The sequence below is a fragment of the Catellatospora sp. TT07R-123 genome, from assembly GCF_018327705.1.
Taxonomy (GTDB): Bacteria; Actinomycetota; Actinomycetes; order Mycobacteriales; family Micromonosporaceae; genus Catellatospora.
In genome coordinates this window covers 4,209,568-4,229,066 of sequence record NZ_BNEM01000002.1, presented here as the reverse complement: position 1 = coordinate 4,229,066, position 19,499 = coordinate 4,209,568, and the positions used below count along the sequence as shown (strand labels likewise).

Below are 19,499 nucleotides of genomic sequence, written 5' to 3'. Positions count from 1 at the left end.
AGAAGGTGCCCTTCCCGACCGAGCGGGTTACCAGGCCCAGGCTTCGGGGCCGGGGCCGCCCTTGCCGACGGGCGGGAACAGCTCGTCCAGCCGCGCCAGCGTGTCGTCGTCGAGCTTGAGCGTGAGCGCGTTGAGCGAGTTGTCGAGCTGCTCGATCGTGCGCGGGCCGATGATCGGCGCGGTCACGCCGGGCCGCGAGAGCAGCCAGGCCAGCGCCACGTCGGCCGGGTCGGCGCCGATCGACTCGCACAGCTTCTCGTACGCCTCGATGGTGGCCCGGTGCTCGGCCAGCCCCTCGGCCGAACGGCCCTCGGTGGCCCGGCCGCCGCTACCGTCCTTGAGCTTGCGGACCGCGCCGCTGAGCAGGCCGCCGTGCAGCGGCGACCAGGGGATGATGCCCAGACCGTAGTGCTGGGCTGCCGGGGCGACCTCCAGCTCGACGTGCCGGGTCATCAGGTTGTAGATCGACTGTTCGGCGACGAGGCCGAGGAAGTTGCGGTGCTTGGCCGCCTCCTGCGCGGCGGCGATGTGCCAGCCGGCGAAGTTGGACGAGCCGACGTAGAGGACCTTGCCCGCGGCGACGAGGGTCTCCATCGCCTGCCAGATCTCCTCCCACGGCGTCTTACGGTCGACGTGGTGCATCTGGTACAGGTCGATCCAGTCCGTCTGGAGGCGGCGCAGCGAGGCGTCGGCCGCCCTGATGATGTGGCGGGCGGACAGGCCCTGCTCGTTGGGCCACTCGCCCATCTTGCCGTACACCTTCGTGGCCAGCACGACCTTGTCGCGGCGGCCCCCGCCCTGCGCGAACCAGCGGCCGATGATGTTCTCGGTGATGCCCTCGCCGATCTTCCAGCCGTAGACGTCGGCGGTGTCGAAGAAGTTGAGCTCATGCTCCAGGGCCCGGTCCATGATGGCGAAGCTGTCCGCCTCGGTGGTCTTCGGACCGAAGTTCATGGTGCCCAGGCAGAGCCTGCTGACGGTCAGGCCGGTGCGACCCAGTGTGGTGAACTCCATGAGTCCCCACCCTATCCCCGTCGTGCCGGGGCCGGGCACTGCCAAGATCAGAGGTTTCGGTCAGAAGGCAGTGCAGAACACGACCTTCTGACCGGAAACGACGATCACCACCCTGCCCCCCGACCACCCGGAAGCGAGCAGCGGCGCGTCAGTTCTCCCGCGCCGCCGGCGCGCCGCCGAAGAGGACGTCGTCCCAGCTCGGGAGGCGCTTGCGCGGCTTGTCGCCCGCGGCGGTGTTCGCGTCGGCCGGGGCCTGGCGGCGCGGGCGCAGCACGGCCAGCGACGGGACGGCCGGCACTTCCTTCGGCGCGTCCGGGTCCTCGTCGAAGGCGCTGCCTGCGCCGCCGATGGTGGCCGCGGCGGGGCGCTGGCGCGGGGTCTCCGAGGGCAGGTCGAGGCCGCGGCCGGGGCCGGAGCCCAGCGGCCGGTCCATCGCGGCGACCAGCGCGTCGCGGCCGGCCCGGATCGGGTCGCGGCTGGGACGGCGCGTCACGTCCGTCGCGCTGGGCAGCCCGTGCCCGCTGCGGCTCGGCGGCGGGGTCTGGCCCGCGTTCGGGTCCTGGCCCAGGATCTGGGTAGGACGCTCGGCGCAGAGGTACTGCGCCATGTCGTCGTGCGGGGAGACCTGCTGCCGGTTGCGGTCGAGCTCCCAGATCGCCTGCGCGGTGGCCTTGCCCGAGGGCCAGGTCGCCACGACGCGCCAGGTGCCGTCCTCGCGGCGGTACGCATCCCAGGAGATCTTCTCCGTGTCGATGCCGTGCTGGGCGAGGCGCCCGTCCACGACGTCGGCCAGGGTCGCGCCCTTGTCGGAGTTCCTCAGCCGGGTGCGGCGGGCGTGCTGGGCCAGCATGGCCCGCTCCTGCAGCACCGGGCCGGCGTAGCGCAGCACGCGGTCCACCGGGACGCCCGCGACACGGGCGACGTCGTCGGCGGACTCGCCGGCGCGGATGCGCGACTGGATGTCGCGTGGGGACAGCACGGGGTTGGCGTCGAAAGGCACCGCCGCGATGGTCACCAGATGCGCCCCCGCACCCCGGTCGGGGTGGGTGGCCGAGGTGACACGGTCGTCGATGGGCAGTGCGAGTAGACGGCCGACCTCGTCCGCGAGGACGAGCGCCTGGCCGTCTTCGGAGAGGGCGACGAACCGTACGGGTCGCATCGCTATCCTCCGTCTCCTGTGCCTGTCCATACCTGTGGCTACCGGGGGGAGCTCCCGGCCTAGGTAGGACGTTCTCACCCGACACCGTACGCGGTGAGGGCGCGCCTGCGCACCCGCCACGCCGTGTCTGAGGACACGCTCACGTTCACATGTCGGAATATGTCCACGCCGGACCGGTGCTGATCAGGCGTTGCGCGCGGCGGCGAGCGAGGAGTCGAGGCCGCGTTTGAGGCGGCGGCCCAGCGGGCGCTCGACGTACCGGTGGATCAGCCACGAGACGCCGAGCAGCAGCGCGATGACCCCGACGAGCAGCAGCCACGCGGGCGCGTGCCGGTGCAGGCCGCGGATCAGGGTCTGCCCGATGGCCTGGTGGATGAGGTACAGCGGATAGGTCAGCGCGCCCGCGGTGACCAGCCACCGGCCGCTGACGCGCCGGAACGCGCCCAGCGCGACCGCGATCATGACGGCCCAGAACAGGGTGACCACGGCCGCGACGGGCCACCAGTTGAGATGGAGGGTCACCACCCCCGGGTACTTCTCCAGCCGGTAGAGCGCGATCACCCAGTTGGCCCCGACCAGGCCCCACAGCAGCAGGTTCGGGCCGAATCGGTGGACCAGGTAGAGCGCGGTGCCCGCCACGAAGTAGGGCGCCGAGTCCGCCACGATCAGGTTGTCGAGCAGGCCCTCGTGCCACGAACTGGAGAACGCCGCGACGACCGTCCACAGCGCGCAGAAGTAGACGACCCGGCGGTAGGTCACGCCCAGCCAGACCACGATCGCGAACAGCAGGTAGAAACGCAGTTCCGTCCCGAGCGACCAGTACGACCAGTCCTGGTCGGTGACGCCCAGCCCGCTCTGCAGCATGGTCAGGTTGACCAGCGACTCCGGCGGCGGCAGCGGGCCGCGCAGCACCGGCCACATCGCCAGCACGCCTGTGGTGAGGATCACCCCCAGCCAGTACGCCGGGAACAGGCGCACGATCCGGGACACCGCGAACCGGCCCAGGCCGCGGCCCCAGCTGCTCATGCAGATGACGAAGCCGGAGATGAGGAAGAACAGGTTCACCCCGAGCCAGCCGTACTTCGACAGGGTGGCCAGCATGCCGAAGTGCTCTTCGGGGCGGACGTCCCACGGCCCGCGCACCAGGTGGTGCGCCACCACCAGCAGGGCCGCGAGCAGCCGCAGCCCGTCGAGGAACAGCAGGCGCGGCGGATGGGCCGGTTCGGACGGTGCGGCCGCGAGCGGGTCGGCGGTCGCCTGCTGGTCGGCCGACGCTGCGGGAACGCCGCTGAGCTCCTGCTGCCGTGCAGCCTGGATCGTCACCAGTGGCCCCCGCTCTGGTCTGTTGGCATGCGCCGGTCCTACCCATGAGCGCGGTGGGGCACACCAGGTTTCGTGGGAGCTTAGCTGAAACAAACGTGAAAAACAGCTCAAGAATGACGTGCGCCGATACGGAAGAAGCGCGGACCCCCGGTCGGGGATCCGCGCTCCTGGCGGGTTCGGCAGCCGTTACAGCTGGTCGATCACGTAGTCGATGCTGGCGGTCAGCGCCTGCACGTCGGCCGGGTCGATCGCCGGGTACAGCGCGACGCGCAGCTGGTTGCGGCCGAGCTTGCGGTACGGCTCGGTGTCGACGACACCGTTGGCGCGCAGCGTCTTGGCGATCGCGGCGGCGTCGATGCTGTCGGCGAAGTCGATCGTGGCGACCACGTTGGACCGCAGGCCCGGGTCGGTCACGAACGGGGTCGCCACCGGCGACTTCTCCGCCCAGCGGTACAGGATCTCGGCGCTCTCCGCGGTGCGCTGGGCCGCCCAGGCCAGGCCGCCCTGCGCGTTCATCCAGTCGGTCTGCTCGGCGGCCAGGAAGATCGTGGCCAGCGCCGGGGTGTTCAGCGTCTGCTCCAGGCGCGAGTTCTCGATCGCGGTGACCAGGTCGAGGAAGGCCGGGATGTAGCGGCCGCCCGCCTTGATCTCCTCGGCGCGCGCGATCGCGGCCGGCGACATGATCGCGATCCACAGGCCGCCGTCGGAGGCGAAGCACTTCTGCGGGGCGAAGTAGTACACGTCGCTCTGGGTGAGGTCGACGTCGAGGCCGCCCGCGGCCGAGGTGGCGTCGTGCAGGACCAGCGCGCCTGGGTCGGCACCGGCGACCCGCTGCACGGGCACGGCCACACCGGTCGACGTCTCGTTCTGCGGGATGCCGTACGCGTCCACGCCCTCCTCGGCGACGAGGAACGACGCGCTGCCCGGCTCACCCTTGTGTACGGTCGGCGCACCCAGGAACGGGGCGTCCTTGACCGCCTTGGCGAACTTGGCGCCGAACTCGCCGAACGTGGCGAACTGCGCCCGGTCCTTGATCAGCGAGAAGGCGGCGACCTCCCAGAACGCGGTGGTGCCGCCGTTACCGATGATCACCTCGTACCCGTCCGGCAGGCCGAAGAACTCGGCCAGGCCCGCGCGGAAGCGGGCGACCTGGTTCTTGACCGTCTTCTGGCGGTGGGAGGTGCCGAGGAACGTGCCGGCGACCGAACTGAGCGCCGCTACCGCCTCAGGGCGGACCTTCGACGGACCGCAGCAGAAACGGCCGTCGGCGGGCAGGAGCTCAGCGGGAATGCGGATCGGCGTCTCGGCCATGACATCAGTCCTTCAGGCGTGTCAGAGAGTGCGAGCTTCGTGCGGCGACGCTGCCGTATCACCCGGATTCTCCCACGTCAGGCGGCTGCGGCAGGCGCGGCGTACCCGGGTTTGTCCGTGACGGTGCTCACCTGCGCCCCCGGCCCGCCGGGCGCTGGCGGTTGCCGGCCGCTCGGTGTCATCCGGAGCGAAGGCGGAGGATGACACCGATTAAGGCCGCAGAGCCAGCGCCCATGTCACGGTCAGGCGGAGTGGCTGATGGCGTTCCAGCCCTCGACGTCGCTCGGCTTGCGGGTGGCCGGGCCGATGTACGTGGCCGACGGGCGCACGATGCGGCCCAGCTTCTTCTGCTCCAGGACGTGCGCGGACCAGCCGGCCACCCGGGCGCAGGTGAACATCGAGGTGAACATGTGCGCGGGCACCTCGGCGAAGTCGAGCACCACGGCCGACCAGAACTCGACGTTGGTCTCCAGCACCCGGTCGGGGCGGCGGGCGCGCAGCTCGGCCAGGGCCGCCTTCTCCAGCGCCTCGGCCACCTCGTAGCGGGTCGCGCCGAGCTCCTTGGCGGTGCGCCGCAGCACGCGGGCGCGCGGGTCCTCGGCGCGGTACACCCGGTGGCCGAAGCCCATCAGGCGCTCGCCCCGGTCGAGCACGCCCTTGACGTAGCCCTCGGCGTCGCCGGAGCGCTCGACGGCCTCGATCATGTGCAGCACCCGGGACGGGGCGCCGCCGTGCAGCGGGCCGGACAGGGCGCCGATGCCGGAGGAGATGCAGGCCGCGGCGTCGGCGCCGGTGGAGGCCACGACGCGGGTGGTGAAGGTCGAGGCGTTCATGCCGTGCTCGGCGGCGGAGATGAAGTACGCGTCGACGGCCTTGACGTGGCGGGGGTCGGGCTCGCCGCGCCAGCGCTTCATGAAGCGCTCGACGATGGTCTGCGCCTTGTCGATCTCCTTCTGCGGCACGGCCGGCAGGCCCAGGCCGCGGGCCGACTGGGCCACGAACGACAGCGCGGTGACCGACACGCGGGCCAGGTCTTCGCGGGCCTGCTCGTCGGTGATGTCCAGCAGCTGGCCCAGGCCCCAGTACGGCGCGAGCATGGCGACGGCGGACTGCACGTCGACGCGGATGTCGCCGGAGTGCACCGGCACCGGGAACGGCTCGGCGGGCGGCAGGCCCGGGCCGAACTTGCCGTCGGCCAGCAGCGCCCACACGTTGCCGAACGACACCTGGCCGATCAGGTCCTCGATGTCGACGCCCCGGTAGCGAAGCGAGCCGCCCTCCTTGTCAGGCTCGGCGATCTCGGTCTCGAAGGCGATCACGCCTTCCAGCCCCGGCTTGAAGTCGGACATCTCTGTACTCCCGGTCTGTGTGTCGCGGCAGGTTGCGCGGACCTGAGGTTTGGTTCAGTTCGAGCAACATCTTGCTACGGCGTTAACCGTTTGGCGACCCGCCACGGATGTGCTAGAGGCGACATTCTTCGGTGTACGCGCCCCGCGAACGTCGAATCCGCGCCGCGCCGCGCCGGACGGGACATGTTTTCCGCCGCCGCTTCCCGGCCGGCGCGCCGCCTGGGCGAGGATGGTCGGGTGCACGAGCAGCCGCCGATCACCCACCCCGACCTCGCCCGGATGCGCCGCGAGTATGCCGAGCCCGCCGAGCCCGGCCCGGCCGTACGCGCCGAAGGGCTGCTGGAGTCGCAGCTGGCCGAGGACTGGACCGCGCAGTTCCGCCGCTGGTTCGGTGAGGCGGTCGCGGCGGGCCTGGTCGAGCCGAACGCGATGATCGTGGCGACGGCGGCGCCGGACGGGCGCCCCAGCAGCCGGACCGTGCTGCTGAAGGGCTACGACGAGCACGGGTTCGTGTTCTTCACCAACTACGACTCGCGCAAGGGGCGGGAGGCGCTGGCCAACCCGTACGCGAGCATCACCTTCCCGTGGTTTCCGATCGGGCGGCAGGTCGTGGTGTGCGGGCGGATCACCCCGGTGGACCGCGACGAGAGCGAGGAGTACTTCCACCTGCGCCCGCGCGGTGCCCAGCTCGGCGCCTGGGCCAGCACCCAGTCGTCGGTGCTGGCCGACCGGGGCGCGCTGGAGGAGGCGTACGCGCGGGCCGAGCAGTCGTTCCCCGCCGACACCGACGTGCCGCTGCCCGGTCACTGGGGCGGGCTGCGGGTCGAGCCGGAGACGGTCGAGTTCTGGCAGGGGCGGCCGAGCCGCCTGCACGACCGCCTGCGTTACCGACGGGTAGGCGATGAGTGGATCGTGGAACGTCTCGCTCCCTGAATCCGCCATGTAAGGTGCGGGGTCGTGACCAACTTTCACCCGTCCGGCACCCAATGGACGCTTGTGCACGGTGAGCAGACCGCGACCGTGGTCGAGGTGGGCGGCGGGCTGCGCGGATACGCGGTCGGCGGTGTCGAGGTCCTCGACGGGTTCGGCGAGGACGAGCTGTGCCCCGCCGGCGCCGGCCAGGTGCTCGCGCCGTGGCCCAACCGGGTCCGGGACGGCTACTACCGCTTCGACGGCCAGTCCCACCAGCTCTCGCTGACCGAGCCGGCGCTGCACAACGCCATCCACGGCCTGGTGCACTGGCTGCCCTGGACCGCGGTGGAGCAGTCCGCCGACGCCGTCACGGTCGAGTGCCTGCTGCACCCCCGGCCGGGCTACCCGTGGCAGCTGCGCCTGCGCACCGCGTACTCGCTGAGCGACGCGGGCCTGCGGATCAGCCACACCGTGGTCAACGAGGCGCCGACGGCGGCCCCGTTCGGGCTGGGCACCCACCCGTACCTGCACATCCCGGGCGTCAGTGTGGACGACCTGGTGGTGCACATCCCGGCGCGCACCCGCCTGCTGGTCGACGGCCGGATGCTGCCGATCGGCGCGGCGAAGGTGGCCGGGACCGAGTTCGACTTCACCGAGGCCAAGCGCCTGGGCACGCTGGAGCTCGACACCGCGTTCGGCGACGTCGTCCGCGACGCCGACGGCGGCTCGGCGGTCACGCTGACCGCGCCCGACGGGCGCAGCGTGCGGCTGTGGGCCGACGAGAACTTCGGCTGGTGGCAGCTGTACACCTCGCACACGCTGACCGGGGCGCGGCACCGCCGCTCCATCGCGGTCGAGCCGATGACCTGCCCGCCGGACGCGCTGCGCTCCGGCCGGGACCTGCTCACCCTGGCCCCGGGCCAGCTGTGGGCGGGCACCTGGGGCGTCGTCGCGCAGGCGGCGTAGGTGGAGTTCGCCGACGTCGTACGCCGGCGCCGGATGGTGCGCAACTACGACCCGGACCGGCCGGTGCCGCCCGAGGTCGTCGAGAAGCTGCTGCGCCACGCCACGCACGCGCCCTCGGCCGGGTTCTCGCAGGGCTGGGCCTTCCTGGTGCTGGAGACCCCCGAGGAGCGTGCGCGGTTCTGGGAGGCGGCCACGCCGCACACCCAGGTGTGGCGGCAGTGGCTGACCAACATGCGCACCGCGCCGCTGATCATCGTGCCGCTGTCGCACAAGGCGGCGTACCTGAGCCGGTACGCCGAGGCGGACAAGGGCTGGACGGACCAGGACGAGGCGCGCTGGCCGGTGCCGTACTGGCACGTCGACACCGGCATGGCGTCGCTGCTGATGCTGCTGACGGCAGTCGATGAGGGCCTGGGCGCGTGCTTCTTCGGCGTGCCGCCGGACCGGATCGAGACGTTCCGGGCGGCGTTCGGAGTGCCGGAGGCGTACACGCCGATCGGGGCGGTGAGCGTGGGTTACCGTGCCCCCGACCACCGGTCGAAGTCACTCAAGCGGGGGCGGCGCGGCCTGGACGAGGTGGTGCACCGTGGAGCATGGGGCAACACAGGCGCGCCGGAGGTCGCCCCGGGCGGTTAGTCTGGGCGCGGTCTGTCGGGTCGGGAGGGGAAGAACGTGATCTTCAAGGCGGTACGGGACGGTCGTCCGTACCCGGACCACGGTTACACCCTCAAGCAGTGGGCCGAGATCCCGCCGCGCCCGATCTCGCTGAACCAGCTGGTCACCACCAAGCTGGAGATGGCGCTGGACCGGGTGCTGGCCGACGACTCGACCTTCTACGGGGACCTGTTCCCGCACGTCGTGGAGTGGAAGGGCGAGCTCTACCTGGAGGACGGCCTGCACCGCGCCCTGCGCGCGGCCCTGCAGCAGCGCCACCAGATCCACGTCCGCGTGCTCCAGCTGAGCTGAGTCATGCTCGCCGGCTACCGCGGCCTTAATCGGTGTCATCCTCCGCTGCGCTGCGGATGACACCGAGCGGCCGCTACCGCGGGCGACGATTATGGTGAGGCCGTGACGACTCCCGTGCTGCCGCTGGATCTGCTCGACCTCGACGCCCTGCTCACCGACGAGGAGCGGGAGATCCGGGCGGTGGTCCGCCGCCTGGTCGACGACCGGGTGCGGCCGCACGTGGCAGGTTGGTACGAGTCCGGCCACGCCCCCGTCCGCGAGCTCGCCCGCGACTTCGGCGCCCAGGGCCTGCTCGGCATGCACCTGACCGGCTACGGCTGCGCCGGGACCAGCGCGGTCGCCTACGGCCTGGCCTGCCTGGAGCTGGAGGCCGCCGACTCGGGCGTGCGCTCGCTGGTCAGCGTGCAGGGCTCGCTGGCCATGTTCGCGATCTGGAAGTTCGGCTCCGAGGAGCAGAAGCAGCGCTGGCTGCCGGGCATGGCCAAGGGCGAGCTGATCGGCTGCTTCGGGCTGACCGAGCCCGACCACGGCTCCGACCCGGCCGGGATGGCCACCCGCGCCCGCCGTGACGGCGCCGACTGGATCCTCGACGGCGGCAAGATGTGGATCACGAACGCGCCGCTCGCGGACGTGGCCGTGATCTGGGCGCGCACCGACGACGGCGTCCGCGGCTTCGCCGTGCCGACCGACACGCCCGGGTTCTCCGCGCGGGAGATCACCGGCAAGCTGTCGCTGCGGGCCAGCGCCACCGGCGAGATCGTGCTCGACGGCGTACGGCTGCCCGACGACGCCCGCCTGCCCGGCGCCGAGGGCCTGCGCGCCCCGCTGAGCTGCCTGACCGAGGCCCGGTACGGCATCGTCTGGGGCGCGGTCGGGGCGGCCCGCGACTGCCTGCACACCGCGATCGACTACGCGACCACGCGCACCCAGTTCGGCAAGCCGATCGCGGCGTTCCAGCTGACCCAGGCGAAGCTGGCCGACATGGCGCTGGAGCTCCAGAAGGCCTGGCTGCTGGCGCTGCACCTGGGCCGCACCGCCGACCGGGGCGCGCTGCGCCCGGAGATGGTCAGCGCGGGCAAGCTCAACAACGTGCGCGAGGCGATCGCGATCGCCCGGCAGTGCCGCACCATCCTGGGCGCCAACGGGGTGTCCGGCGAGTACCCGGTGCTGCGCCACGCCAACAACCTGGAGAGCGTGCTCACCTACGAGGGCACGTCGGAGATCCATCAGCTCGTGCTGGGTCAGCGATTGACGGGCATCGCCGCCTTCGCCTGACGCCGCCGCCGTCTGCGCCGAGTCGTCTTCTAGATCAAGAGTGTCGCCTTGTCGGGGTGAGGTAATACCGTGGGTGTCACCACCGGAACACACGGGAGGCTCTCATGGGCGCCGACGAACCGACGCAGAACCTGCCCGAGTACTCACCGGGTCGGGCGAAGCCGACCGAGCCCCTGCCCACGGTCCGGGCCAAGGGCGCGGACCCGGACGACCACCACGACCAGGAGCACGAGCCGCCGCGTCCCAAGCGGCGCTGGTTCCGCGGCATCCTGCTGACCTTCCTGGTGCTGGCGCTGGCCAGCATCACGGTGGCCGGGCTGACCGTGGCCGGGATGATCCCGAAGCTGAAGAACCCGTTCGCCGAGCAGGTGACCGACAACAGCCAGCCGCCGGTGCTGCTGTCGATCAAGGACCTGAGCCGGTTCGTGGCGGCCGAGGGCAACTACGAGGTCATCGTCGACCTCAAGCAGGACCGCAAGTTCCTGCCCGACTGGCTCTACAACCAGCACACCCTGTTCGTGGCCGCCGGCACGGTCGAGGCGTACGTCGACTTCTCGCAGCTCACCGAGGCCCAGATCATCGACTCGCCGGACCACAAGACGGTGACCATCAACCTGCCCGCCCCGCAGCTCGGCGAGCCGAACCTCGACCTGGGCCGCAGCTACGTCTACGCCGAGGACCGGGGCCTGATCAACCGGGTGGGCGACTTCTTCGAGGGCGACCCCAACCGCCAGCAGGAGACCATGCAGGCCGCCGAGGAGAAGCTCAAGAACGCCGCCCAGAGCAGCCAGCTCAAGGAGCGGGCGCAGGAGAACACCCGTAAGACCCTGGAGGGCCTGCTGCACTCGCTCGGCTACACCTCCGTAACGATCAACTTCGACAGCCTCTGATCGATCCGGCGCTGTGACGGGCGTCGCCTGCGGTAGCGGGCGACCCAGGTCACAGCGCTATCGTTGCTCCGTCCGCTTCCAGCGTCGGAGGGTGTGTCGGTGATCAGCGTCTTCGACCTGTTCAAAATCGGTATCGGGCCGTCGAGCTCGCATACCGTCGGACCGATGCGGGCGGCACAGATCTTCGCGACCGGGCTGAAAGCCGACGGGCGCCTCAGCGAGGTCGTCATGGTGCGGGCGGAGCTGTTCGGCTCGCTCGGCGCGACCGGGCACGGACACAGCAGCGACAAGGCCGTGCTGCTGGGCCTGGCCGGTGACGACCCGGAGACCGTCGACACCGCCACCGCAGACGAGCGCTTCCAGGCCATCAAGGCGGCCGGGCGGGTGAGCCTGCTCGGCATCGAGGACGCGGCGTTCGAGCTGACCCTGCACCGGCGCAAGTCGCTGCCGTACCACCCGAACGGCATGACCTTCGCCGCGTACGACTCCGATGGCGCCTGCGTGCGCGAGCGCACGTACTACTCGGTCGGCGGCGGGTTCGTGGTGGACGAGAACGCCGCCGGGGCCGACCGGATCAAGCCGGACGACACCGTGGTGCGCTACCCGTTCCGGACCGGCGCCCAGCTGCTGGCGCTGACCGAGCAGACCGGCCTGCGCATCAGCGACATCGTGCTGGCCAACGAGCTGTCCTGGCGCAGCGAGGCCGACGTGCGCGCGGGCCTGCTGCGCATCTGGCAGGTCATGCAGGACTGCGTCGAGGCGGGCTGCACCAACGAGGGCATCCTGCCGGGCGGCCTGAAGGTGCGCCGCCGCGCGGCGGAGCTGCGCGCCTCGCTGTCGCGCGAGCACTTCGTCACCGACCCGCTGCGGGTGATGGACTGGATCACCCTGTTCGCGCTGGCCGTGAACGAGGAGAACGCCGCGGGCGGCCGCGTGGTCACCGCCCCCACCAACGGCGCGGCGGGCATCGTCCCGGCGGTCATGCACTACTACGCGAAGTTCGTGCCGGGCGCCTCCGACGACGGCATCGTCCGGTTCCTGCTGACCGCGGCCGCGATCGGCGTGCTGTTCAAGGAGAACGCCTCCATCTCCGGCGCCGAGGTCGGCTGCCAGGGCGAGGTCGGCTCGGCCTGCTCGATGGCGGCGGCCGGGCTGGCGGAGGTGCTGGGCGGCAACCCGGCGCAGGTCGAGAACGCGGCCGAGATCGCGATGGAGCACAACCTGGGTCTGACCTGCGACCCGGTCGGCGGCCTGGTGCAGATCCCGTGCATCGAGCGCAACGCGGTGGCCAGCGTCAAGGCGATCACCGCGGCGCGGATGGCGCTGCGCGGCGACGGCAACCACTTCGTATCTCTGGACAAAGTCATCAAAACCATGCGCGAGACCGGCGCGGACATGAAAATCAAGTACAAGGAGACGGCGCGCGGGGGCCTGGCCGTCAACGTCATCGAATGCTGAGCCGTCCCGGCGGCTGATGCCGCCGCGCGCCCCGAATCGGACGGGGTGCCGGTGTCGATCAGCGTGGTACTGCCCGCCTACCGGGTGCAGGGATACCTGCGGGAGTGTCTGGACTCGATCCTCGGGCAGCAGGTCGCGGGCCTGGAGGTGATCGCCGTCGACGACGCGTCGCCGGACCACTGCGGCGACATCCTCGACTCCTACGCCGCCCGCGACCGCCGGCTCAAGGTGCTGCACCTGCCCCAGAACGTGGGGCTGGGGCGGGCGCGCAACGCCGGGCTGGCGCACGCGACCGGCGACCACGTGTGGTTCGTCGACAGCGACGACGCGCTCGCGCCGGGGGCGCTGCCGCTGGTCGCCGAGGTGCTGCGGGACCGGCGGCCCGAGGTGCTGCTGGTCGACTTCGAACGGTCGTACCCGATCGGCGGGTCGCGGCGCAGCGGGCTGCGCCGCCGCCTGGCCGCGGCGCCCGGCCCGAACGGCGCCGACGTGCTGGCCCGGCCGGGGCTGCTGCGGACCATCCACACCGTGTGGAACAAGATCGTGAGCCGGGAGCTGCTGGAACGGCTGGACCTGAGCTTCGCCCCCGGCTGGTACGAGGACGTCTCCTGGACCTACCCGCTGCTGCTCGGCGCCCGGCGCATCACGGCGCTGGAGGAGGTCTGCTACAGCTACCGCCAGCGGCGCCAGGGCGCGATCACGCACACCCGCGACCCCCGGCACATGGACGTCTTCGACCACTGGGACCGGGCCTGGGACCTCATCGACGCGCAGGGCGAGCGGGTCGAACCGGTGCGGCCGGTGGTGTTCGAGCAGATGATCCGGCACTGCATGCAGACCGTCGGCAACGAGCAGCGCCTGCCGGGCCACCTGCGCCGGGCCTCGTTCCTGCGCGCCGCCGACATGTTCGACCGGCACCTGCCGCCGGGCGGGTTCACCCCGCCGCAGGGCAAGGACGGGCTGCGCTACCGGCTGGTCGCGGCGCGGGCCTGGCACGCGTACGCGGCCCTGCGCACCTGCTACCGGGTGGAGCGCCGGGCCGCGCGCACCGCCTCGGCCGCCGCCGCGGGCTGGCGCAAGGTGTTCCCGCCGCGCCGACCGCAGGTGGGCCTGCTGGACCGGGCCTACTACCGGTTGCAGACCCTGCTGCCGGTACGGGAGCACCTGGCCGCCTACGCCGCCTACTGGTATCGCGGGGTGTCGTGCAACCCGGCCGCCATCCACGCCCGCGCCCGCGCGGTCGCGCCGCACGTGCACGGCGTCTGGGTGGTGCGCCCGGAGTCGGTCGCGGCCCTGCCGCCGGGCACGCCGCACGTGGTCGAGGGCAGCCCCGCCTACTACCGGCTGCTCGCGCGGGCCAAGTATCTGGTGAACAACGTGAACTTCCCCGACTTCGTGCGCAAGCGCCGGGGCCAGGTGCACCTGCAGACCCACCACGGCACGCCGGTGAAGACCATGGGCCTGGACGAGCAGCACTACCCGGCGGGGGAGAAGCACAACTTCCGCAGCCTGCTGCGCCGCAGCGACCGCTGGGACTTCAGCGTCAGCGCGAACCCGTTCAGCACCCAGGTGTGGGAGCGGGCCTACCCGTGCCCGTACGAGGTGCTGGAGACCGGCTATCCGCGCAACGACCGGCTGGCCCAGGCCGGGGAGCAGGAGCGGGCCGCCGCGCGGGCGGTGCTGGGCCTGGGGCCGGACGAGACCGTCGCGCTGTACCTGCCGACGTTCCGGCCGCGGCCGATGACGCTGCCGCGGTTCGACCCCGGCGCGGTCGCGGCGGCGCTGGGGCCGGCCGGGCGCCTGCTGGTGCGGGGGCACTACCTGGCACAGGACGTGTTCGGGGCGGGCGACCGCGTGCGCGACGTCTCGGCACACCCGGTGGTGGAGGACCTGTACCTGGCCGCCGACCTGCTGATCAGCGACTACTCCTCGGCCATCTTCGACTTCGCGGTGCTCGACCGCCCGATCGTGCTGTACGTGCCCGACTGGGCCGACTACCGCGCCCAGCGCGGGGCGGTGCTCGACATCGTGGCGCACGCCCCCGGCCCGGTGGCGAGCGGTCTGCCCGAACTGGTCGAGCTGCTGGGCGGCGGTGGCTGGCGGGACGAGCCGGCGCGCCGGGCCGCCTTCCGGGAAACTTTCTGTTCCTGGGACGACGGGCACGCCGCCGAACGGGTCGTACGCAGGGTCTTCCTCGGCGAATCAGTGCAGGCCCCGCGTTTGTCACGGATCTCCACGAGTTCCTGAGAGCGCTTTCCGGTCCGGTGCAGCTCACGGCCACTGCGGTCCGGCGTGAGTGGACGGTGGAAGAGAATCGGCTGCTAGAACCCCTTGCGCTCTGCCCTGATGGCACCGGTAATAGATCTGTCACGGCGTGAACATGGAACGTTTACCCGATGGGAAGACGGGCTATTTTTCGCGAGAGTGTCCAGATTCGGGGCCGGAACGAGGGCAGCGGGAGGAGACGGTGACTACCGTCAATCTCAAAGACGTCACCAAGGTTTTCCCTGACGGGACGGTGGCGGTCGACAACGTCAGCCTGGATGTGGCTGACGGTGAATTCATGGTGCTGCTGGGACCCTCGGGCTGCGGCAAGTCCACTGTGCTGAGAATGATCGCTGGGCTGGAGGATCCGACCAGCGGTGCCATCATGCTCGACAACCAACTGGCCAACCAGCTCCCGCCGCGGGACCGCCGGATCGCGATGGTCTTCCAGGACTTCGCGCTCTACCCGCACATGACCGTCGGCGAGAACATCGGCTTCCCGCTGCGGCTGTCCGGCATCGAGCCGGAGCCGCGGGCGGAGCGGGTCGCCGACGTCGCGAGCGCGCTGGGTATAGGGGACGTGCTCGGGCGCAAGCCCAGCCAGCTCTCCGGCGGCCAGCGCCAGCGGGTGGCGATGGGCCGCGCCATCGTGCGCCGTCCGGGCCTGTTCCTCATGGACGAGCCTCTGTCCAACCTGGACAGCGGCCTGCGCGCCGAACTGCGCGCCGAGATCTCCGGCCTGGTGCGCGAGCTGGGCGTCAGCACGGTCTACGTGACGCACGACCAGGCCGAGGCGCTGACCATGGCCGACCGGGTCGCCATCATGCGCAAGGGCGTGCTCCAGGACGTCGGCACCCCCACCCAGGTGTACGGCAAGCCCGCGACGCTCTACGTGGCCGCCTTCCTCGGCAGCCCGCGGATGAACCTGCTCGAGGCCTCGGTCTACGTGCACCTCGACCGCTACGTGCAGCTCAACCTCGGTGAGCAGTCGCTCTACCTCAAGTGGGACGACATCCGCGCCCGCGCGGTCTCCCACTTCCACGGCGAGCGCATCGTCATCGGTGTGCGAGCCGAGGCGCTGACCCCGGTCGCGCCCGACTCGCCCGGCGACGTGCTGCAGGGCCGCATCCGCTACCTGGAGCACCACGGCCACGAGTCGCTGGCCTTCGTCGACATCGGCGCCACGGCGGTCGTCGTCGACGAGATCGGCCGCTCCGCCGCGGAGGCCGAGGAGCACGGCTCCCGGCTGCGCCGCTTCGGGCACGTGATCAACCGGATGAAGGGCCGCACCGGCGGCGGGGCCACCTCGGTCGCCGAGCGCCCGGCGCAGCGCGAGAGCGTGCTGTCCGACCCGGGCCGCCACCACCGGCGGGCGGCCGAGCTGGCGGTGCGGCTGGCGCCGTACCCGCAGATCGGGTCGGGGCACCCGCTGTCGATCTCGGTCCGCATGGACGCGCTGCACTTCTTCGACGAGCGGGGCGACCGCATCGACGTCGGCTGGCGCTGACACCGTCCTGACGTCTTGCCGCCCACGTTACTCATCAGTAACGTGGGCGGCATGACGCTCGACGCCTCCGCCGTGGCCAGCGGACTGCTGTCCACCGTGCCCTTCGCCCGCACCCTGGGCATCGACATCACGTCGGTCACCGCCGACGCCGACGGCGTCACCGCCGTGGCCCTGCTCCCCGACGCCGTCGACGTGCACAACCATGTCGGTGGGCCGCACGCCGGTGCGATGTACAGCCTCGGCGAGACCGCCTCCGGGGCGGTCGTGTTCGCCGCGTTCGGCGGCCAGCTGCACCGGGCCACCCCGCTGGCGGTACGCGGCGGCATCGAGTACAAGAAGCTGGCCATGGGCCCGGTCACCGCCACCGCCGTGCTCGGCCGGCCGGTCGCCGACGTGCTCGGCGAGCTGGACGCCGGGCAGCGCCCGGAGTTCGACGTATCGGTCACCATCGCCAACGCCGAGGGCGTGACCACGGCAGAGATGTCGATCACCTGGACACTGCGACCGAACCGCTAGGCCGGTGTGATATTCGCTGGCGAGGCCGGGTAACCTGGCTTCGCGCCCTCGTAGCTCAGGGGATAGAGCGACGGTTTCCTAAACCGCAGGTCGCAGGTTCGATTCCTGCCGGGGGCACCACACCATCCCGCGTTGTTGCTAGATTCGCCGCTTGTGACCGTCACGCTTGATCCGCAATGGGAGCCGCCCGCGCCACCCCGCGAGCCGGGAACCAACGGCGCCGCACTCGGCTCGCTCATCCTCGGCGCCGTCGGCCTGTGCGCCCCGTTCGCCGTGATCGGGATCGTGCTCGGAGTGGTCGCGCTGGTGCAGATCCGCAGGAGCGGGCAGAAGGGCACGGCACTGGCCGTCCTCGGCCTCTGCGCGGGCCTGGCCTGGCTCATCGCCATCACCGCGGTGCTCATCACCGACCACCACCTGTTCTAGGCGCCGCCCAGGCGCATCATCACGATCATCAGTGCGCGGAACACGGCCCCAGCGAAACGGCCCCCGGCTGGTCCACATGGACCGGCCGGGGGCCGTTGCGCTGCTACCGCAGGATCAGGACAGCGGCGGGTACGCGTTGGCCATCAGCTGGGCGAACTGCGCGGAGAACCACTGGCCGGACAGCGGCGCGTTCGGCAGCGCCCCGGTCAGGTTGTTGCCGTTGAGCCCGTTGCCGGTGTACGTCGGGTCGCACATCCGGTCGAAGCCCTTGCCCTCGTCGTTCGCGATGACCTGGCTGGCGCCGTCGGACTCGCCCGGGGGCTTCACCCACACGTACGCGTCGATGCCGGGAGCCGGGTTGGCCTTCGGGCGCTCGCCCAGGCCCGCGCCGGACTGGTTGCACCAGTTGCCGGCGTGGATGCGGCGGTCGATCCGGGACTGGTTGACGAAGGTGGTGACGTCGGTCGAGGTCGACGCGGCGGTGGGCCGGTTGGCGCCGCCCCAGCCGTTGCGGCTGGTGTCGATCAGCATGCCGATGTTGGAGTTGAAGCCCTCGGCGATGAGCTTGGTCCGGAACGCCTGCGCGAAGGAGAGCTCGTCGACGTACTGGTTCCAGTCCACCCACTTCGACTGGCGGACCGTGGTGCCGTTCACCGAGGTGTTGATGGTGAAGAACGGCTCGGTCAGCGCCGAGTAGTTGGCCGTGTTGGTGATGAAGCCGTGCACGTTGTTGACCGTGCTGCCCTCAGCCGTGGCGGCCTGCTTGAACTTCGTCGCCGACGGGCCGAGGTTGGTGTCCCAGCCGATCCAGCCGTGGTGGGCGGCGTCGATGTAGTTGTACACGTTCGAGATCGCGCCGAGCTTCTTCAGCGCGTACCCGATGCCGTTGACGTAGCCGCCGTTGGCGGCCATGGTCGCGCAGTTGGCCAGGTTGGTGTTGGTCACCAGGTTCGGCAGCGAGTCGATCTCGACGATCGCGACGATGCGCAGCGCGGAGTACTTCGGCCGGGCCAGGATCTCGGCGATCGGGTCGATGTACTCGGTCTTGTAGCGCGGCAGGTCGTTCGGGCCGAGCTCACCGTTGGAGGCGAGCGCGGCGCAGTCGCGGCCGGGCAGGTCGTAGATCACGAACTGGGCGACCAGCGGGCCGGTGCCCGCGTTGTACTGGCGCAGCGCCTCGTCGAGGTGCGCGACCAGGCCCATGCTGGTGGAGCTGCCGGCGATCGCGGCGATCCGGTCCAGCCACACGGCGGTCGAGGTGTTCGACACCCGGCTGCCGCCGGCCACGGACTCGGCCTTGGTCTTCCACTCCGGGTTGACGTAGCCGCGGGCACCCGCGTACGGGTTGTCCACCTTGCTGGTGGGGTCCGTGGGGCTCGGGCTGGCCGACGGGCTCGGGCTGGCGCTCGGGCTCGCCGACGGCGACGCGGACGGGCTGGCCGACGGGCTCGTCGACGGGCTCGCCGAGGCGCTCGGGCTGGCCGGGCTGCTCGGGCTCGCCGACGGGGTGACCCCGCCGGTGGTGCAGGCGACGCCGTTCAGGGTGAACGCGGTCGGCTTGGCGTTGGTGCCGGTCCAGCGGCCGTTGAAGCCGAGGCTGGTCGAGGCGCCGGTGGCCAGCGCGCCGTTCCAGGACAGGTTCGTCGCGGTGACGTTGGCACCCGACGCGGTCCAGTTGGCCGACCAGCCCTGGGTGAACGTCTGCCCGCCGGGGAAGGCGAACTTCAGCGTCCAGGCGGACAGGGCGTCGCCGGTGTTCTTGACGACGACGGTGCCGGTGAAGCCGCCGGTGCTGGGGCCCTCGGACCAGTCGTTGGTGGTGTACGTGATGTCGCAGCCGGGAGCGGCGTGCGCCAGGGTCGCGGGCAGCGTGACCAGGCCGGCGAAGACCAGGGCGCCGACACCGGCCGCGGCGGCCTTGCGCCGTCGGGTGATCGGGAAACTCATGGTGCGAAACTCCTTGGGCAGGATTTATCGACATCCGTTACTGACAGTGCCGTCAGCGCGGAAAATGCCGACTCGATACGAAATGCCCAGCCCGGTGGGCGAAGAAAATCCGCACACGCGAACGTGTGCGGCGACAGGTGCTCACGCCGTCCCGATGAGACACCGGGTTGCCCTCGACGCGTGTTCGCGTGCTTCGCTCCCTACGAACGAGCGCC

General features: G+C 71.2%; 17 protein-coding genes and 1 tRNA gene. 12 read left to right on the top strand and 6 right to left on the bottom strand.

Annotation, left to right across the window (positions count from 1 at the left end):
• Positions 1–27: 27 nt before the first annotated feature.
• The 5 genes from Cs7R123_RS38690 to Cs7R123_RS38670 form a co-directional block, all read right to left on the bottom strand.
• On the bottom strand, positions 28–1,014 hold the full coding sequence (locus Cs7R123_RS38690; protein WP_212834063.1) for an aldo/keto reductase: 987 nt from the start codon (positions 1,012–1,014) through the stop codon (positions 28–30).
• 148 nt (positions 1,015–1,162) lie between these two features.
• Positions 1,163–2,173, bottom strand: a complete 1,011-nt coding sequence (sepH, locus tag Cs7R123_RS38685) for a septation protein SepH (protein WP_212834061.1) — start codon at positions 2,171–2,173, stop codon at positions 1,163–1,165.
• 183 nt (positions 2,174–2,356) lie between these two features.
• The gene (locus Cs7R123_RS38680; protein WP_244872413.1) at positions 2,357–3,496 is read right to left on the bottom strand and encodes an acyltransferase; all 1,140 of its coding nucleotides are present in this window, start codon (positions 3,494–3,496) and stop codon (positions 2,357–2,359) included.
• A 186-nt stretch (positions 3,497–3,682) separates the two neighbouring features.
• Positions 3,683–4,807 (bottom strand): phosphoserine transaminase, encoded by a 1,125-nt coding sequence (gene serC, locus Cs7R123_RS38675; protein WP_212834059.1) that lies wholly within the window; start codon positions 4,805–4,807, stop codon positions 3,683–3,685.
• A gap of 242 nt (positions 4,808–5,049) precedes the next feature.
• The gene (locus Cs7R123_RS38670) at positions 5,050–6,156 is read right to left on the bottom strand and encodes a citrate synthase 2 (protein WP_212834057.1); all 1,107 of its coding nucleotides are present in this window, start codon (positions 6,154–6,156) and stop codon (positions 5,050–5,052) included.
• 279 nt (positions 6,157–6,435) lie between these two features.
• Here Cs7R123_RS38670 and pdxH point away from each other — a divergent pair, with 279 nt between their 5' ends.
• The 12 genes from pdxH (at position 6,436) to Cs7R123_RS38610 (ending at position 17,337) form a co-directional block, all read left to right on the top strand.
• Positions 6,436–7,089, top strand: coding sequence for a pyridoxamine 5'-phosphate oxidase (pdxH, locus tag Cs7R123_RS38665; RefSeq protein ID WP_212835084.1), 654 nt, complete (start codon positions 6,436–6,438; stop codon positions 7,087–7,089).
• A 24-nt stretch (positions 7,090–7,113) separates the two neighbouring features.
• Positions 7,114–8,034, top strand: a complete 921-nt coding sequence (locus Cs7R123_RS38660) for an aldose 1-epimerase family protein (protein ID WP_212834055.1) — start codon at positions 7,114–7,116, stop codon at positions 8,032–8,034.
• A complete protein-coding gene (locus Cs7R123_RS38655) occupies positions 8,035–8,670 on the top strand; it encodes a nitroreductase family protein (RefSeq protein ID WP_212834053.1) in 636 nt (211 codons plus the stop codon). It begins immediately after the preceding gene.
• A gap of 36 nt (positions 8,671–8,706) precedes the next feature.
• Entirely contained in the window at positions 8,707–9,000 is a 294-nt protein-coding gene (locus Cs7R123_RS38650; RefSeq protein WP_212834051.1) for a type II toxin-antitoxin system VapB family antitoxin, read from the top strand.
• A 114-nt stretch (positions 9,001–9,114) separates the two neighbouring features.
• Positions 9,115–10,275: an acyl-CoA dehydrogenase family protein gene (locus Cs7R123_RS38645; protein WP_212835082.1), complete on the top strand. Its 1,161-nt coding sequence runs from the start codon at positions 9,115–9,117 to the stop codon at positions 10,273–10,275.
• 104 nt (positions 10,276–10,379) lie between these two features.
• Positions 10,380–11,165: a DUF4230 domain-containing protein gene (locus tag Cs7R123_RS38640; protein WP_212834049.1), complete on the top strand. Its 786-nt coding sequence runs from the start codon at positions 10,380–10,382 to the stop codon at positions 11,163–11,165.
• Positions 11,166–11,264: 99 nt separating this feature from the next.
• The gene (locus Cs7R123_RS38635) at positions 11,265–12,623 is read left to right on the top strand and encodes an L-serine ammonia-lyase (RefSeq protein ID WP_212834047.1); all 1,359 of its coding nucleotides are present in this window, start codon (positions 11,265–11,267) and stop codon (positions 12,621–12,623) included.
• Positions 12,624–12,674: 51 nt separating this feature from the next.
• Positions 12,675–14,870 (top strand): bifunctional glycosyltransferase family 2 protein/CDP-glycerol:glycerophosphate glycerophosphotransferase, encoded by a 2,196-nt coding sequence (locus tag Cs7R123_RS38630; RefSeq protein ID WP_212834045.1) that lies wholly within the window; start codon positions 12,675–12,677, stop codon positions 14,868–14,870.
• 220 nt (positions 14,871–15,090) lie between these two features.
• A complete protein-coding gene (locus tag Cs7R123_RS38625; protein WP_212834043.1) occupies positions 15,091–16,395 on the top strand; it encodes an ABC transporter ATP-binding protein in 1,305 nt (434 codons plus the stop codon).
• A gap of 51 nt (positions 16,396–16,446) precedes the next feature.
• Complete coding sequence (locus Cs7R123_RS38620) at positions 16,447–16,911, top strand: DUF4442 domain-containing protein (RefSeq protein ID WP_212834041.1); 465 nt, start codon at positions 16,447–16,449, stop codon at positions 16,909–16,911.
• 44 nt (positions 16,912–16,955) lie between these two features.
• Positions 16,956–17,031, top strand: a tRNA-Arg gene (locus tag Cs7R123_RS38615).
• 33 nt (positions 17,032–17,064) lie between these two features.
• The gene (locus tag Cs7R123_RS38610; protein ID WP_212834040.1) at positions 17,065–17,337 is read left to right on the top strand and encodes a DUF4190 domain-containing protein; all 273 of its coding nucleotides are present in this window, start codon (positions 17,065–17,067) and stop codon (positions 17,335–17,337) included.
• Positions 17,338–17,451: 114 nt separating this feature from the next.
• Here the strand turns inward: Cs7R123_RS38610 and Cs7R123_RS38605 are convergent, their stop codons facing one another.
• A complete protein-coding gene (locus Cs7R123_RS38605; protein ID WP_212834038.1) occupies positions 17,452–19,284 on the bottom strand; it encodes a glycoside hydrolase family 6 protein in 1,833 nt (610 codons plus the stop codon).
• Between the last annotated feature and the right edge of the window lie 215 nt (positions 19,285–19,499).